At 38.9% G+C, this 16089-nt stretch carries 18 protein-coding genes; 9 read left to right on the forward strand and 9 right to left on the reverse strand.

What is annotated here, in order from left to right:
• Positions 1-7 precede the first annotated feature (7 nt).
• Positions 8-1972, forward strand: a complete 1965-nt coding sequence (gene tkt, locus CQA63_RS07985; RefSeq protein ID WP_104700362.1) for a transketolase — start codon at positions 8-10, stop codon at positions 1970-1972.
• Entirely contained in the window at positions 1972-4257 is a 2286-nt protein-coding gene (locus tag CQA63_RS07990) for a PD-(D/E)XK nuclease family protein (RefSeq protein ID WP_244916287.1), read from the forward strand. Before tkt ends, CQA63_RS07990 begins: the two co-directional genes overlap by 1 nt.
• Positions 4258-4259: 2 nt before the next feature.
• Here the strand turns inward: CQA63_RS07990 and CQA63_RS07995 are convergent, their stop codons facing one another.
• From CQA63_RS07995 to CQA63_RS08035, 9 genes are all read right to left on the reverse strand, one after another.
• The gene (locus CQA63_RS07995) at positions 4260-4505 is read right to left on the reverse strand and encodes an RNA-binding S4 domain-containing protein (RefSeq protein WP_104700363.1); all 246 of its coding nucleotides are present in this window, start codon (positions 4503-4505) and stop codon (positions 4260-4262) included.
• Entirely contained in the window at positions 4505-4966 is a 462-nt protein-coding gene (locus CQA63_RS08000) for a Sua5 YciO YrdC YwlC family protein (RefSeq protein ID WP_104700364.1), read from the reverse strand. Before CQA63_RS08000 ends, CQA63_RS07995 begins: the two co-directional genes overlap by 1 nt.
• Before the next feature lie 9 nt (positions 4967-4975).
• Complete coding sequence (locus CQA63_RS08005) at positions 4976-6745, reverse strand: peptidoglycan D,D-transpeptidase FtsI family protein (protein ID WP_104700365.1); 1770 nt, start codon at positions 6743-6745, stop codon at positions 4976-4978.
• A gap of 8 nt (positions 6746-6753) precedes the next feature.
• The gene (gene fliE, locus CQA63_RS08010) at positions 6754-7062 is read right to left on the reverse strand and encodes a flagellar hook-basal body complex protein FliE (RefSeq protein ID WP_104700366.1); all 309 of its coding nucleotides are present in this window, start codon (positions 7060-7062) and stop codon (positions 6754-6756) included.
• 9 nt (positions 7063-7071) lie between these two features.
• A complete protein-coding gene (flgC, locus tag CQA63_RS08015; protein ID WP_104700367.1) occupies positions 7072-7563 on the reverse strand; it encodes a flagellar basal body rod protein FlgC in 492 nt (163 codons plus the stop codon).
• Positions 7564-7578: 15 nt separating this feature from the next.
• A complete protein-coding gene (gene flgB, locus CQA63_RS08020) occupies positions 7579-8013 on the reverse strand; it encodes a flagellar basal body rod protein FlgB (RefSeq protein ID WP_104700368.1) in 435 nt (144 codons plus the stop codon).
• Positions 8014-8107: 94 nt separating this feature from the next.
• Positions 8108-8662 carry an RDD family protein gene (locus CQA63_RS08025; protein WP_104700369.1) on the reverse strand — a complete coding sequence of 185 codons (555 nt, stop codon included), beginning with the start codon at positions 8660-8662 and terminating at the stop codon, positions 8108-8110.
• Positions 8662-9276 carry an orotate phosphoribosyltransferase gene (gene pyrE, locus CQA63_RS08030; protein WP_104700370.1) on the reverse strand — a complete coding sequence of 205 codons (615 nt, stop codon included), beginning with the start codon at positions 9274-9276 and terminating at the stop codon, positions 8662-8664. The genes CQA63_RS08025 and pyrE overlap by 1 nt, the downstream gene beginning before the upstream one ends.
• Before the next feature lie 15 nt (positions 9277-9291).
• The gene (locus tag CQA63_RS08035; protein ID WP_104700371.1) at positions 9292-9972 is read right to left on the reverse strand and encodes a hypothetical protein; all 681 of its coding nucleotides are present in this window, start codon (positions 9970-9972) and stop codon (positions 9292-9294) included.
• A gap of 255 nt (positions 9973-10227) precedes the next feature.
• On the opposite strand from CQA63_RS08035, the gene CQA63_RS08045 reads away from it, so the two are divergent.
• Genes CQA63_RS08045 through CQA63_RS08075 form a run of 7 tightly spaced genes read left to right on the forward strand, consistent with a single transcriptional unit; the run spans position 10228 to position 16034 of the window.
• Positions 10228-10734, forward strand: a complete 507-nt coding sequence (locus CQA63_RS08045) for a DUF2147 domain-containing protein (RefSeq protein WP_233706648.1) — start codon at positions 10228-10230, stop codon at positions 10732-10734.
• Entirely contained in the window at positions 10734-12800 is a 2067-nt protein-coding gene (locus CQA63_RS08050) for an ATP-dependent helicase (protein WP_104700380.1), read from the forward strand. The genes CQA63_RS08045 and CQA63_RS08050 overlap by 1 nt, the downstream gene beginning before the upstream one ends.
• A 23-nt stretch (positions 12801-12823) precedes the next feature.
• Positions 12824-13708 (forward strand): flagellar basal body P-ring formation chaperone FlgA, encoded by an 885-nt coding sequence (flgA, locus tag CQA63_RS08055; protein WP_244916288.1) that lies wholly within the window; start codon positions 12824-12826, stop codon positions 13706-13708.
• A 54-nt stretch (positions 13709-13762) separates the two neighbouring features.
• Positions 13763-14353 carry a UbiX family flavin prenyltransferase gene (locus tag CQA63_RS08060; protein WP_115511860.1) on the forward strand — a complete coding sequence of 197 codons (591 nt, stop codon included), beginning with the start codon at positions 13763-13765 and terminating at the stop codon, positions 14351-14353.
• The gene (gene coaD, locus CQA63_RS08065; RefSeq protein WP_104700374.1) at positions 14350-14856 is read left to right on the forward strand and encodes a pantetheine-phosphate adenylyltransferase; all 507 of its coding nucleotides are present in this window, start codon (positions 14350-14352) and stop codon (positions 14854-14856) included. Before CQA63_RS08060 ends, coaD begins: the two co-directional genes overlap by 4 nt.
• Complete coding sequence (gene tmk / locus CQA63_RS08070; RefSeq protein ID WP_104700375.1) at positions 14847-15434, forward strand: dTMP kinase; 588 nt, start codon at positions 14847-14849, stop codon at positions 15432-15434. Before coaD ends, tmk begins: the two co-directional genes overlap by 10 nt.
• A 15-nt stretch (positions 15435-15449) precedes the next feature.
• Positions 15450-16034 (forward strand): phosphoribosyltransferase, encoded by a 585-nt coding sequence (locus CQA63_RS08075; RefSeq protein ID WP_104700376.1) that lies wholly within the window; start codon positions 15450-15452, stop codon positions 16032-16034.
• Positions 16035-16089: the final 55 nt, after the last annotated feature.

The following is a 16089-nucleotide window of genomic DNA, read 5'->3' on the forward strand; positions in this document are numbered from 1 at the left end:
AGAAAAAATGCCAAATATTCTACCTCAAATCACACAAGAGGATATTCCTTTAATACAAAAAATGTCTCATAGTCTTGCTTTTTTATGCGCAGATATGGTGCAAAAGGCAAATAGCGGGCACCCCGGTGCTCCTATGGGGCTCTCTGATATTGCGAGTGTGCTTCACTTCCATCTCAATCTCTCCCCTAAAGACCCCAAATGGCTTAATCGCGATAGATTGGTTTTTAGCGGGGGGCATGCAAGTGCGTTGGTATATGCGCTTTTGCATTTATGGGGCTTTGATGTCAGTATGGAGGATTTGAAATCTTTTAGACAACTTCATTCTAAAACCCCCGGACACCCAGAATATGGGCATACACAAGGTGTTGAAATCACTACAGGTCCGCTTGGGCAGGGGGTAGCAAATGCTGTGGGTATGGCAATGGCAAGTAAATATGCCCTTAATCTTTTTGGGAGGGAAATTATTTCTCATTATGTGTATTGTTTATGCGGAGATGGGGATTTGCAAGAGGGTGTTAGCTATGAGGCTGCCTCTCTTGCCGGACATCATCAGCTATCAAATTTGATTTTAATCTATGATAGTAATCGTATCACCATTGAGGGGGATAGCTCTTTGAGTATGAGTGAAGATATACAACAACGTTTTATCGCGCAAGGTTGGGAAGTGCTCTCTTGTGATGGGCATAATATTTTAGAGATTCATAATGCCTTAACTCAAGCAAAAGCTTCACCCAAACCTAGCATAATCATTGCTCATACAAAGATTGCAAAACATGCGCTCAATTTAGAGGGTAGCCATAAGGCGCATGGTGCTCCTTTGGGGGAGGAGCTTATTATTAAAGCTAAGGCAAAGCTTGGCTTAAGCCCAGAGGCATTTTATATCAGTGATGATGTGGCATTTGTATTTGCAAGTATGAAAGAGCGCGGCGAGCTTGGGGTCAAAGAATGGCAGAAGCAATACAAGAACCTGCCTCAAATCACGCAAGAACGTTTGGCAAATATGCAAGAGGTAGATTATTCAAAGATTATTTATCCGCAATTTGAAGTGGGAGAGAGTATGGCTACTCGCGTGAGTAATGGCAAGATTTTAAATGCTATTTCGCAGGCATTAGAGGGCTTTATTGGCGGGAGTGCGGATTTAGCCCCTTCAAATAACACATATTTAGAGAATGCAGGCGATTTCCCTCATGGGAAAAATTGGCATTTTGGCATTAGAGAGCATGCTATGGGTGCTATATCTAATGGAGTGGCGCATTATGGCTTGTTTTTGCCATTTTGTGCAACCTTTTTTGTGTTTAGCGATTATATGAGTCCGAGTGTGCGTGTGGCAAGTTTAATGAAAACAAAGGTGTATTATATTTGGACACATGATAGTATAGGCGTGGGTGAAGATGGTGCGACACATCAGCCCATAGAGCAGCTTAGTCATTTCCGCGCTATGCCTAATCTTTTGGTCTTTCGCCCAGCAGATGCGAATGAAAATATAGCATGTTGGCAAGTGGGATTAGATTCCCAAATGCCTTGTGCCTTTGTGCTTAGCAGACAGAATCTCCCGGTTATCATACCTCAAAGTGAGGAGCTTAAAGCACAGGTACAAAGAGGGGGGTATGTGCTTGCTTCTTGTGAAAATCCTATCCTTACGCTTGTAGCAAGTGGAAGTGAGGTAAATCTTGCCCTTAGGACAGCACAAGCTCTTAGTAAAAGTGGCATAAATACGCAGGTAGTGAGTGTGCCATGTTTGGAACTCCTTTTGGAGCAACCTCAAAGTTATAAAGATGAGCTATTTAAACATACAAAAGTGCTTGCTATTGAAGCTTCAAGGGGGTTAGAGTGGTATGCACTAGCAGATTCTGTGATTTGTCTTAAAAGCTTTGGTGCTTCTGGGAGGGGTGAAGCGCTCTTTGAACATTTTGGCTTTAGTGTGGAGCATATTATAGAGGTAGCCCATCAAGTGCTAGGGCATAAGGCTTAATGAAAAGCTTAAAAGTATATAGTTCGAATCGTTCCCTAAGGCAGCATTTAGATAAGAATGTACTGCTCTCCCCGCATATGATGATGAATGAGTTTTTTACACAGCTTGTGATTATTGATGGCTATAGAGCCTTGCCTAAAGCTATGCGTTCGCCCTTAGCTATTAGTGTATTGAAAGAATATGCCAATGAATTGGGGGATAAAAAGCTTGTATTTGAGAAAAGCTTTTTAGCATTTTTAGAGACTTCGCAATTTTTATTTGATTTTTTTAATGAACTCGCTCAAGCACAAGTGGCTATTGATAGCATTTCTTTACGTGATATTTATGGAGATTATGATGATCATTTAAAAATCTTAGAAAAGATAGAGGCAAGTTATAAGGCTCGGCTTGAAGCAATGAAGTGCTATGATGGGTTTATTTTGCCTAAGGGGGCGCAGGTGCGCATTAATAGGGCATTCCTAGAGTCCTTTAGTCAAATCGATATATATATTGATGGGATATTAAGCAAGGCTCATATTGGGCTTTTATCTGAGATTCTGCCTATTACAAAGGTTTGTGTGCATTTTGATTTTGATGAGTTTAATGCAAAATTAGCATTTTTGCCCTCAAAGCTTTTAAGCCAATGCAAGCCATTTCATCACTATAGTATTGCTTTTGGTGCGGATATACATAGCGGAGAGCTTATTATGGGGGAGGCATTAAAGTATCCAGCTAAGCTAGAGGCTTATGGCTTTGCTCTTCGTATATCGCAGGTGGCTTTGGTGTTTGAGAAAATACAAGCATGGCTTAAAATGGGGATTAAAGAAGAGCATATTGCCATAATTGTGCCCGATGAGGAGTTTATACATTATCTTGCCTTGCTTGATAGGGCGCACAATTTAAACTTCGCTATGGGTAAAGATATAGAATCTACGCGAGTCTATCAATGCCTTAAAGAGATGAGCGAGGGTGAGAGTGCTGCTCAAAAGCTCTCCTATCAGCAAATATGTGAAAAGATAGAAGACGCCCTTAGGGTTTTTGATGATAGGCAGAGTAAAAAGCTTAGAGAGAATGTGAGCGAGCTTTTATTTATATGGAAAGATATTGATTTTAGCCCTCATTGTTTTGGTGAGATTTTAGAGCTTTTGCTAAAAGAGCTTAGAGAGTGCAGTATTGATGATGTTATGGGGGGTAAAATACGCGTAATGGGCGTGTTAGAATCACGAGGTTTGTCGTGTGAGCGGGTTGTTATAGTGGATTTTAATGATGGTGTTATCCCAAGTGTGAGTCAGAGTGATTTGTTTTTAAATTCCAAAATACGCAAAGAGCTTCATATGCCTACAATCAAAGATAAAGAGCAGCTTCAAAAGCATTATTATTGCTCTATTTTTAGTGGGGCTAGGGAAGTGGTGGTATCGTATGTGGAGAATGAAGATAAGCATAAAAGCCTCTTGCTTGAAGAGTTAGCAAAGATGTTAAATATGGAGCTTAAAACACATAATGGCGATAGCTATTTTTCACTTTTTGCACAAGCTGGGAAGTTAAAATATTATGAAGATGAAATAAAGGGTGAGATACCCAAGATTCTTACTCCAAGCAAATTAAAGACATTGCTAGAGTGCAAAAGGCAGTATTTCTATAAATACCATGAGAAGTTAAGCGAGTTAGAAGAGAAGCAGACACGCTTAGGGAATCTTATGCACGAATCTTTAGCCTTTGCCTATGGAGAATATCTCCATAAACCCACAAAGCTCCAAGCTCAAAAGATTTATCAGCAGATATTACAATATTGTGAGGGTAAAGAAGCTTCAAATACGCTTGATAGGGCAAATATAAAGTTTTTACAATATGAGCTTAAGGACTTTTTAGAAAAGTATGAAGATGGCAAGGAAGTAGAAATTTTATGCCTTGAAGAGGATATGGAAGTAGAATATGGCGGTTTTGTGTTTAAAAAGCGCCCTGATAGAATCCAAAAGTTGGAAAATCGCATTGAAATTATTGATTACAAATACAAAGGGGATTTTAGTATAGCAAAGGTAGAAAATACTACAGATTTTGCGCTTATACTTTATATGCACGCTTTTAAAGCACGTTATAGTGAGTATAGCACTCTGCCTATAGAGCTGTATTATTGGAATATCAAAAACAAAGAGAAACAGAAATTTTTTCAAGAAAAGAATATTGAGGCAAAAGATACATCTTTGCTTGAAAAGTTAGCATCTCTCCAAGGAGAAGTGCTTTTTAGCAAATGTGAAAAGCATACTTATTGCAGGTATTGTGCCTTTAAGGCATTGTGCAATCGATAAAGCTATATCTCTTTGTAGTATTGGCTACTTTGAGATTTGGGGATGGTTTTGCTAAGAGGGAGGGCAAGAACCTCATATGTTTTGCTATAAGTGAGATATTTTAATGTGATTATATCCCCTATGCGAACCTCTTTACTTGATTTGGCGACTATGCCATTAATGCTTACTACACCATTTTCGCACATATCTTGGGCTATGCTCCGACGTTTAAGGATATTTACACTGCTAAGAAATTTATCTACACGCATTAACGCTTCCTTTGAATCTTGGAATGATTAATTTTATATATTTTTGAGGCACTATATTGGGCAAATCCTCTTTTATCATACACAATTACATCACTTATTTGCTCTGCCCATGCTTGGTTAAAGCCAGCTCCGCTGAGATTGGCTGAGGTGGAATAAAAAGATTTATGCGTGTTAAAAAATTGCAAGTGTAGCTTGTTTATGCCACTCTCTTGGACTACTCGTATGGCTTTGTTATTAGGGTAGATAAAGCTACATTTTTTTGCCCTGCGAATGCGATTTTTATGTACGTTTGGGATTCTCACATGGGTTTTAAGAATCTCCAAAGTTGCAACTTGCAAAAGGATAGCTTGAGATGTGGGGCGTCCTTTGGCGGCATTGAGTGCTAGGGGGTTATGGCTTAATAAGCCCGCTGTGGTATCACATTGGGCAAAATATATAAGAGCATTTTTATCTTTTTGCATACAGGTGCTTTATTCTATAGAATCTTGCATAGGCTGGAGATAGCCATTTTCTAGCAGAATTTCTACAATCCTCCTAAAAATGGGTGCAGCCGTGCGTGAGCCATAATAGTCATCTTTTATATCAGATTCAAAAGCGACAACACCTATAGTGTAGGCATTATTTTCATCTTGGGCAAAGCCAAAGAATGAGCCATTATATTTGCTATCATATTTGCCATTAAGGGCGATTCGCGCGGTGCCTGTTTTACCCCCTGTGATGATTCCATCAACTTGTGCGACTTTAATTACTCGCTTGACTACTTGGATTAGGGTATGATGAACTTGCTTGGTTGTCTCAGGGGAGAGTATGGCTATAGGCTCAAAACGTTTGGGGATATACTTTTCACCACTAGGGGCGGTGATGTATTCACTCACTCTTGGCGTGATGAGATAGCCTCCATTACTAAAGATGGCATAAGAGCGCATAAGCTGCATAAAAGTCGCCCTCATACCATAGCCATAGCTCACACTTGCACGATAGACTTCATTATTGAAAGTTTTGGTGCTGGGGACTAGACCTGTTTTTTCATAAGGTAAGTCAATCCCGCTTAACTCCCCAAACCCAAAGGCATGCAGTGCGGTGTGGTATTCATTAGGTTTGAGATTTTTGGAGATTTTTACCATTCCTATGTTGCTTGAGCGCACGATAATATCCTCCACACTCGCACTTTTAAGCGGGTGGGTATCGCGTATCGTGTAGCTTTTAAGCTTATAGTAGCCATTATCTAGCTCGATTATATCGCTAGGATCTATCATATTTTTTTGTAACAAGATAGCATAAATAATAGGCTTAATGGTGCTTCCGGGCTCATATGAGTATTCAATGGCATTAAGATTAAGATGTGGATAATCTTTATATTGGATATTTTTTGGGTCAAAGCGATTTGAAGTGGCAAGTGTGAGAATCTTCCCCGTTTTAGAATCCATAACTCCAGCGATGACTTCTCGCACGTTGTAGCGCTTCTTGGCTTCATCAAGGAGAAGTTCGATTTGTCTTTGCAAATTAAGGGGAATGCTTAGGGTTATATCAAATCCATCTTGACGAGTTTGTGTTGTGGCTGCTTTGTTATTAATGATATTAAAACTCACATCGCGTTTGCCACTAATGCTTCCATCTTGTTTGGCAGAGAGTATGTCGTTGTAGTATTTTTCTACACCTTTCACGCCATCAACACGTGTGATATTGTGCGATTCTACCTTGCGAGTGTAGCCAATGAGGGGTTCAAGTATATTTTTATACGTATAATTTCTATTGTTACCGCTCACTTCTATGCTTAAGCCCATTTTTTGGATAATTCTCCCCTTATTATCCTCATATTCGCGGAAAACATCATAGCGGATAAGGATGAGATTAAGATTCTTTAAATTGGTGGCTGCAGTGGAATTAAGCGTGTATGAAAGCACGACATAGCCTTTTTGACTTAGCTTTTTGCGTATTTCATTTTGTGCAATTCCGCTATATATGGAAAAAAGCGTGATAAAAAGCTCTTTTTTATCGGGGTCAATGCTCTGGGTATTGACACTTGCCTTGTAGAGTTTATCGCTATAGGCGACTTTGAATCCATCGCTTGTATAAAGGCTACCGCGTATGGAGGTATCAGTTTTTGTAGCATTTGCAGCAGGGAGTTTGCGGGGGGTTATCATCTTTACATAGATGATACTTAAAAAGATAACAAAACAAAGGAGAATAAGAAAAAAAACAGAGATAACCACCCCTGTCTTTTTTGCATAATATGCCACAAATGCCCTTAAATTTGAGTTCTTAGGATTTCTTTATAGGCATTTATGGCTTTGTTTCTCACTTCAAGCATAACTTTCATACTATTTTCTGCACGATTAATAGCAATCGCTGCTTGATGAAGGTCTTTGACTTGCCCGCTTGCCATATCTGCAAGGGCTTTTTCTGAACTTTGCTGGTCTGTATTGACATCTTGGATAGAGTTTTTAAGGGTTTTGATAAAATCAAGCCCACCTTGCTTGTTTTGAGCTTCAATATGTTTGTTTTCTACATTTATGTGTTGAATATCATTTGTAATCACACCAAATTGATTAGCCATTTATCTCTCCTATGCTTGGAACATGGTAATTGCATTGCTCGCCATATTTTTCGCGCTTTGAAACGCTGCAACATTTGCTTGATATGCTCGTGTTGCTTCTATTAAATCGGCCATTTCGACAACAGGATTAACATTGGGATAAGCGACATAACCTTCAGAATTTGCATCTGGGTGGCTTGGGTCGTATTTCATTAATGGCTCTCTGTCATCTCTTGCAATTTTTTGAATATAAACGCTCATTATAGCAGGTTTTGGCTCTAATCCCAAATCTCCCTCGCTTAATGGATCTTCGTATTTAAGGAGTTGGTTATCTTTACCTAATTTTTCATTCAGCACTTTATTAAAATCAAACGCACGGAAGATGACTTCTCTCCTGCGATAAGGACCTCCCTCATCTGTGCGCGTTGTATTGGCATTGGCAATATTTGATGAGATAACATTAATGCGAACCCTTTGGGCTGAAAGCCCATATCCACTAATATCAAAGCTTGATAAAAACATCACCCACTCCTTAAATTAAATATTTCTTCCTGAATCCATTGCATAGCTAAAGATACCTTTATGCCGCTTTAATGCGCTTGTAAGGGCATAATACATCGTGCTATTTTTACCTAATTCACTTGTTTCTACATCTAAATCCACGCTATTGCCATCATTTTTAGCTAAATGTCCATCACGCCAAAATATAGTCGCACTATCCTTTGGTTTGCGCATGCTATCAAGGTGCTTATCTGAAGTTTTAGCAAGCTCAAGTTTATAGTTTCGCTCCGTATTGCCAAAGATTTTTTGATTTTCTCTTGCTAAGTATTGCTCAAAGTTAATATCTTTAGGGCGATAGAATGGAGTTACCGCATTGGCGATATTTGAAGCAATCATATCTTGCCGAATAGAGCGGTAATCAAGTGCCTTATGGACGACAGAATAAGCCTTTGAAATATCTGCAATAGCCATTTTTACCTCCAATTTTCATCTTTATGATAAATTTCTCATTGCTATAATTTCTATGAGTGAAAAGCAAAATATATTCCAAAGCTAGCGTGTTTTATCAAGCAGGGAGAATGCAAGTATCGCATAAAATATCATGCAAACATCGCCCATCGCTGCGGAATATGCCTATAAGAATACCTATAAGAAAGCTTGTGCCAATAACCCACAGCACATAACGTATAAATACTCTTATAAAACCTAATTTCTTTTCTTTTAAAGGGCTGGGCTTTTGTGTGCTATCTTGTGTATTTATAGAATCTTTATAACGTGCAAGTTTAATTTGCATATATTTATAGCCCGGCGTTTGGGAAGCAAAGGCTAAAAAAAGTGAGGTAATAATGCCATATCCTATGCCACAGGCAAGAATCGCACTTTGATTATGAGTAAAGGCATCTTTACCATCTAAAAACACATAAGTTGTCAAATATAAAAGTGGCATATTAATCATAAACATATCTGTTATAAAGGCTTTAAGACGCTCCCCCGCATACATTAAACGAAGCTGCTTTTTGAGGCTAAAATGTTGCAAATCTACCCAGATAGAAGGCTTTTTTATATCTGTTTTAAGTTTTTGAGTAGATTTCACTTTACGCCAACGTTTGTGCTTCATCATTAATTCCCTCTACTACCGGGTTTAGTTGCTTTATCTCCGCCCTCTTTGCATAATGGGCACAAATGGGGTTCATACATATTAAAGATAAAATCCTCCAGCGCAAAAAGGGGGATATTTTCTGGTAGTTTTGCCTCTTTTCTTCGCTCTAGGCTTGAGCCTACGCGTTTGCAAAATCCACGATTGGCTAGCCCCGCATATGCGACTACCTTTGCCCCTAAAAACTCCACACATTGAGCAGATTCTAAAGCAGAGCCGCCTGTGGTGATAATATCTTCACACACAAGTATTTTCTCACCTCTTTTGACTTCAAAGCCACGTCTTAGCTGCATTTGCCCCTCTACACGTTCGGTAAATATAAAGCGCACACCTAAAGCCCGAGCAAGCTCATACCCTGCGAGAATCCCCCCAATAGCAGGAGAGCATACGCATTCTACATCTATTTTGGCTTCTTTGATTTGCGCACTTAAAGCTTGGGCTAAGCACTCTGCGACTTTGGGGTCTTCAAGCACGCGTGCAGATTGGAGATAGTGGTCAGAATGATTCCCACTGCTAAGGAGGAAGTGCCCCTTAAGTAAGGCATTGGCGTTTAAGTAATATTGTTTGACATCAAGCATAGAAACTCCTTTGGGTTAAAATCGAAATGAGTATTTGAGATAATTCACACTCATACCTCTTTGCTTCTCATAATCAAGTAAATCATAGCCTATAAATAGCTCATGGTGTTTGCCATAGACAAAAATAGGTCCAAAGGCAAAGGTGGGGTAGAACCACTTTGTGCGAGCTATTCTAAGCGTAGGCGTGGCTGCATTATCTGTGGAAGCAAATGTATGTGCCCCAAAGGAGAGTAGCCTCACGCGGAATCCTATGTGTTGGGTAATGTAGATTCTATATTCCATAGAGAATCCTCCGCGATAAATCTGCATTTGAGAGCTTTTATTGGCATTGAATTCAAAATCTGCAAATCCTCCATGATTGGTGCGGTCAAAAAACCCAAAAACACGGATTGAGTGGATTTTAGCGATGATAAAGTCATAGCCCATTTCTACACCTATCATATTGCTTATACCCACTAATGGAGTATGGGCGATACCAACATTAAGGAGTGAGTAAAGTCCCTCTTTAGGGTCTTTGATTTTTTTAAATTTGATTCCATTGACATCATATAAAAGCCTTTGCCTTGTTTGTGAGACATCTTCTAATGCCTCCATAGGCTCTAAGTCAGGCTTGAAGTCATACACAGGGGATTTTTGCACTCCATAAATGGGTATGGCACAAAGTATCAAGTATGCTATAGTCGTGCAAATTTTCATATATTCCCTTTATTAGCTTTGTGTTGTATCTATGTATTTGTTTAGGGCATTTTGTGGCTTTATGCCTTTACTTTAGGGGGTATAAATTGCTAGATTCTCATAGAATTTGGTTATATTTGCAATTTTGTTATACTTGTAAAAGTAATAAAGCTATCTCAACATTTGCCTCAATATTTATAGTAAATCGCCATAATGTAAGAGGTAAGAGCAAATCTCATACCAAAAGATTTTATTATTTTATATAAAGGAGTAGATATGCGTATATTGAAGTTTTGTATGATAAATTTTATCTGTATATGTGCGAGTTTTGCAGCCTCTTTAGAGGGGTATTATATGACGCATAAGGGAGAAAAGGGACAGCAGTCTATTGTGGAGTTTTTTAAAAAGGGTGATAAATATTATGCGTATGGCTTTGCAAATGTCGATGGAAGCCCACCTAAAAAAGATATAAATAATGCCAATGTAGCCTTAAGGAATCGCTTTGATAAGGGGAGTGTATTTGTATATAACCTTGTGCGAGAGGGCAAGAGTAATGTATATAAAAATGGCAAAGTATATAACTTTGATACAGGTAAGGAATATTATGCCAAAGTTACACTTGATGGGGATATTTTAGAATTACGTGGGAGTATTGATAAATCAGGCATTATGGGAGAAACAAAAATATGGAGACGTTTGAGTGAAGAGGAGCTAAAGCCCTATCTCTCTCAAAAACCTGATTTTTCTGTGGTAGAAGCGAGCTTAAAGGATATACAACCTTGATTCCAAATAGCACACTTATTGATAGCCTCTCACTTTTGAATCCTGCCCAGAGAGAGGCTGCTACGCATGTAGATGGAGCATTGCTTATCTTAGCGGGTGCAGGGAGTGGCAAGACTAAAACCATTACCACTCGCCTTGCATATTTGATTGATGAAGTGGGTATTTCCCCACATAGCACACTCACATTGACTTTTACCAATAAAGCCGCAGAAGAGATGAAAGAGCGGGCTTTAGCGCTTTTAACACAAAGGGATTTAGCCCCGCCACTTTTATGTACTTTTCATAAATTTGGTTTGATATTTTTACGTTTTCATATTGCTAAGCTGGGCAGAGGGGCGAATTTTGTCGTGCTTGATAGTGCCGATAAGCGCTCCATACTTAAAAGCCTAAATAAGGATATTCCCGCTTCAATAAGCGATAGCTATATTTCAATGAGTAAAAATAACTTCCTCTCCCCAGAGGAGGCTTTTAAGATTGCAGCAAGCCCAGATGAAAAAAGGCTTAATCAAATTTATAAAGATTATGTGCAATATTTAGAGAGTAAAAACCTGCTTGATTTTGATGATTTGCTTTATTTGACATATAAGATTTTACATCAAAGGCAGGATATTGCTTTAGAGATGAGTAAAAAATACCAATATATTATGGTTGATGAATACCAAGATACCAATCAGTTGCAATATCAGATTCTTAAAAGCCTTTGTATATCACATCAAAATCTCTGTGTCGTGGGTGATGATGACCAAAGTATATATAGTTGGCGTGGGGCGAATGTGGATAATATTTTGTATTTTCCAAAGCATTTTGAAGATGTTAAGCTTATCAAGCTAGAAGAAAATTATCGCTCAAGTGAGCAGATTCTTAGTCTTGCTAATAGCCTTATAGCCCACAATCTTGAGCGTATGGGTAAGAATCTTATTAGTATTAAGGGTAAAGGCGAGGAAGTAAGGCTTATAGAGAGTGAAGATGAGAATGAGGAGGCAGTGTTTTTAGCCAAAGATATTCAAAGACTGCTATCACTTGGAGCAAATTTAAATCAAATAGCGATTTTATTTCGTCTAAATGCCCTCTCTCGCGGTATTGAGGAGGGCTTAAACCGCGCGCAGATTCCATATAGAATCATCGGGGCGGTGCGCTTTTATGAACGAGCGGAGATAAAAGTGCTTTTAAGCTATTTGCGTTTGAGTGTGAATCTTAATGATGATTTTTCATTCTTTCAAGTTGTGAATCAACCCAAACGTGGCATTGGTAAGGTAACACAAGATCGTTTGAAAAATTTTGCCTCCCAAAAGCAGCTTTCATGTATTGAGAGTATCGTGCAATATCCTACAGAGTGTGCTAATACGCTTGGAGAAAAGGTCTATAAAGCCCTTGCTGATTTGGTTTGTATGTTGGAACGTTGGAGGTCTTATGAGGATTTTGCAGATGTGATTACAGATATGGAAAAGCACATTGTTTTTACGTTTAGCAAACTTGATGAGGTCGATAGAGAGGGGAATATCGCGGAATTTTATGGTAAATGCAAAGATTATGCGATACACAATCCCCGTAATCACATTGAAGATTTTTTGAATGATTTAGCCCTTTTTAGCCCTACTGATGAGCCAGTAGTAGAGGGTGTGAGCTGTATGAGCGTGCATACGGCAAAAGGTTTGGAGTTCAAATATGTATATATTATTGGCTTAGAAGAAGGATTCTTCCCCTTGCAACGAGATGAGGGGGATATGCAAGAAGAGCGTAGATTGGGCTATGTGGCTTTTACACGAGCAAAAGATGTGCTCACTTTATGCTATGCAAAGAGTAGATTCTATAAAGGCAAACGAGAGCGGCTAAGGGCTTCGCGTTTTTTAAGAGAGAGCGGGGCGCTTGGGGGCATAAAGCGAGCAGATTCTACACAAAGCCCGCAAGTAGGCTTTAGCAAAGGTATGCAGGTGCGACATAAGCTTTTTGGCGTAGGCGTGATAGAATCTTTAAACAAGCAGGGTGAGCAATATCTATTGCATATTAATTTCGCGGGCTTGCGGCGGCAGATTTTAAGCTCATTTGTGCAGGTAGTGGATATATGAGAAGTTTAATTCTCTTATTGATAGTGTGTTTTCACATTTTAGCAGATGATGTGTTTATTCCTAACTCCGAGTTACATTTAAAAAAAAGCTATCAAATACATAAAGCCCAAATTTACTCCACAGATATGTTTCCTCACATTGATAGACATTTTAAAATAGCGACCTTACCCCCTGATAAATTTAGTTTGAAGCTTAAAAGTGTGGATATAAAGTTAATTTTTGCACGTTATGGATATAAGATTACATCTTTTGAGAGTGATGAAGTAGAGTTTGTGTTTGTAAGCGATATGCGTGAAGATAAGCCCCTTGAATTTATACAAAAAATGTATATTGGGCACTATGGCGAATCTTTAGAGATTAAAAATCTGCTTGTGCGCCCATTAAATGAGCTCCCCCAAAGTTATGATTTGCTTGAGTTTGAGCTCCCCCCAAGGGCTTTAAAAAAAAGGAGTGGTACTCTGCTTATGAAGTATCGTAGTAATCAAAGTGAGCATATCAAAAAGCTTACATTTGTTTATATGCTTGAGGCTACATTGAAGGTTGTTAAAAGCTCTCAAAATATTGCCAGTAATGAAATTATTGATTCTCACAATACATACCTAGAGAAGATTCCTTTTGAACGTGTGGGGGCAGAATATATGAGTGTAAATGAGTTAGCTTTAAGCAGTGCTAAGAGCTATATCCGTGCTAATAGTGTGATTACAAAGGATAAAATCAAACCCAAATTGCTTGTGAGAAAGGGTGAGATAATCCATGTTGTGGGCTATGAAAATGGCATTAGTATGGAAGTTTTGCTTGAAGCTAAGCAAAATGGTATTTATAATGAGATCATTAATGCGCAAAATCCAAGTAGTGGGAAGATTTTGCGTGTGAGGGTGATTGATGAGAGTAGGGGCAGGATATTATAAAGAATCTGTGCTAAGATTAAGTGATATAAGCAAACAACTAAAGGAGAGAATGCAATGGAGCAAAAGCTTGTAATTGGCGTAGGCGGGGCAAGCGGTGTGCATTTAGGTTTAAGGCTTATTGAGCATATCCCCGATTCCATAGAGCTATTTGTTGTCGTCAGTGAGGGTGCTAAAGATGTGGCTTATAATGAGCTTGGGGTGGATATTGAAGTTTGCCTTGATACTTTAAAACAAAAGCGTGCATTTAGGATTTATGATGAAGATGAGCTAGATAGTGGTATTGCCTCAGGGAGCTTTGGTATAAGTGCTATGGCGGTTGTCCCCACAAGTATGAATCTGCTTGCTAAAATCGCCAATGGCTTATGCGATGAGCTTATTTCGCGTTGTGCTAGCGTTATGCTTAAGGAGGGGAGGAAGCTCCTTTTAGCCCCTAGAGAAATGCCCTTTAGTCCTATTGCATTAAGTCAAATGAGCACCTTATCTTCGCTTGGTGTGATTATTGCCCCTCCAAATGTAGGCTATTATGCTAAACCCAAAGATTTAGAATCTATGGAAAAGTTGTTTGTGGGTAAATGGCTTGATGCACTCGGCATACCAAATACTCTTTATGCTCGTTGGAAACACCACACAGAGGGGAATTTATGAGAAAACTTGCTATTTATCCCGGTACTTTTGACCCAGTTACAAATGGACATTTAGACATTATCAAACGTTCTGTAGAGATTTTTGATAATGTCATCGTGGCTGTCGCTGCTTCAAGCGCGAAAAATCCATTATTTTCACTTGATGAGCGCATAGAGATTCTCAAAACAAGCATTAAAGCCTTGCCCAATGTGTATGTTGAGGGCTTTAGTAATTTGCTTGCAGAATTTGCCGCAAAAAAGCGTGCGAGGGTGATTATACGCGGTTTGAGGGCGGTGAGTGATTTTGAATATGAATTGCAAATGGGATATGCAAATGCTTCATTAAATGATTCTTTGGAGACTATTTATTTTATGCCTACATTACAAAATGCCTTTATTAGCTCCTCTGTGGTGCGCGATATTATCATACACGATGGGGCTTTTGCGCATCTTGTGCCACGTGATGCTATAGAACTTATCTCCACATTATATGCAAAGCATAAAAAGAGCATTCAATGTATGTAGCCATTGAGGGGGTGGATACTTGCGGTAAAAGCACGCAGATTAGCCTTTTAAGGGCGCATTATCCTCAAGCAGTTTTTACTAAAGAGCCCGGTGGGAGCGTGCTTGGGGAGCATATCCGCGAACTTATTTTATCCACACCACAAGAGCAGGGCTTTACACTTGATGAGTATGCTGAGTTTTTTTTATTTTTAGCTGATAGAGCACAGCATTGTGCACAGGTATTACACCCTTTTAGAGATAGGCTTATTATCTCTGATAGAAGCGTGATTTCAAGTATTGCTTATGCAAAACATATAGATATGGCACAAAGCATTGCTTTGAATCATTGCGCACTCAGGGGGTATTTCCCCGATTTGGTGGTGATTTTAGAGCTTGAAGAGAAGCATTTAGCAAAACGTTTAGGGCAGAAAGCAAAAGATTGCATTGAAAGTAGAGGTATAGCCTATTTACTTGAGATACAAGCTCGCCTTATAGAGGCAAGCAAACGCATGGGGCTAAGGTATTATGTGATTAATGCAAGCAAGAGTAAAAGTGAAATTTGCGAAGAGATTATCCATTATATCAAGGAGCACTCATAGCTTTATGAGAATGTAATGAAATGTTTAATATGTGAGAAATATGGCTGGAATATAATATGTAAAGTATGCCTTGAGGCTATACCTATCACTCCTCGCTCTAGGATTGTAAGAGATTCTATTTATGTCTATAGCTTTTATCGCTATGAAGATGTTGCCTTTCTTATGCAAAGCAAGTATCATCTTATCGGTTCGCGCATACTTACCTTACTTGCCCAAAATGCAGCAAAATACTTTTTCTCCCTTGATGTTGTAGATTACGCTAGGCAAAGTAGCATTCCACTCATTGGTTTAGATGATTACCCTTATGGGGCATATTCTCATGTAGGTGTTATAGCAAGAGCATTTGCAAAGCAGAGTAAAGGAGTGTTTAAGGCATATCATGGCGTGTTAAAAGCACAAAATAATGTGAAATATGCGGGTCAAAATTTGCATTTTAGGGTAAATAATCCAAAGGGCTTTGTTTTGAAAAGAGGATTTAAGGCAGGAGAAGTTGTGTTGCTTGATGATATTATAACCACAGGCACAAGCCTAAGCGAAGCCATAGGAGCACTAGAATATTGCAATGTTTTATTTTGCATTACACTCTGTGATGCAAAATAAACTAATCTAAACTTGGGTATTTCTTATTTTATAGTACCTTCGCCTTCGGGGGGGG

This window comes from Helicobacter marmotae, assembly GCF_003364255.1.
Taxonomy (GTDB): Bacteria; Campylobacterota; Campylobacteria; order Campylobacterales; family Helicobacteraceae; genus Helicobacter_C; species Helicobacter_C marmotae.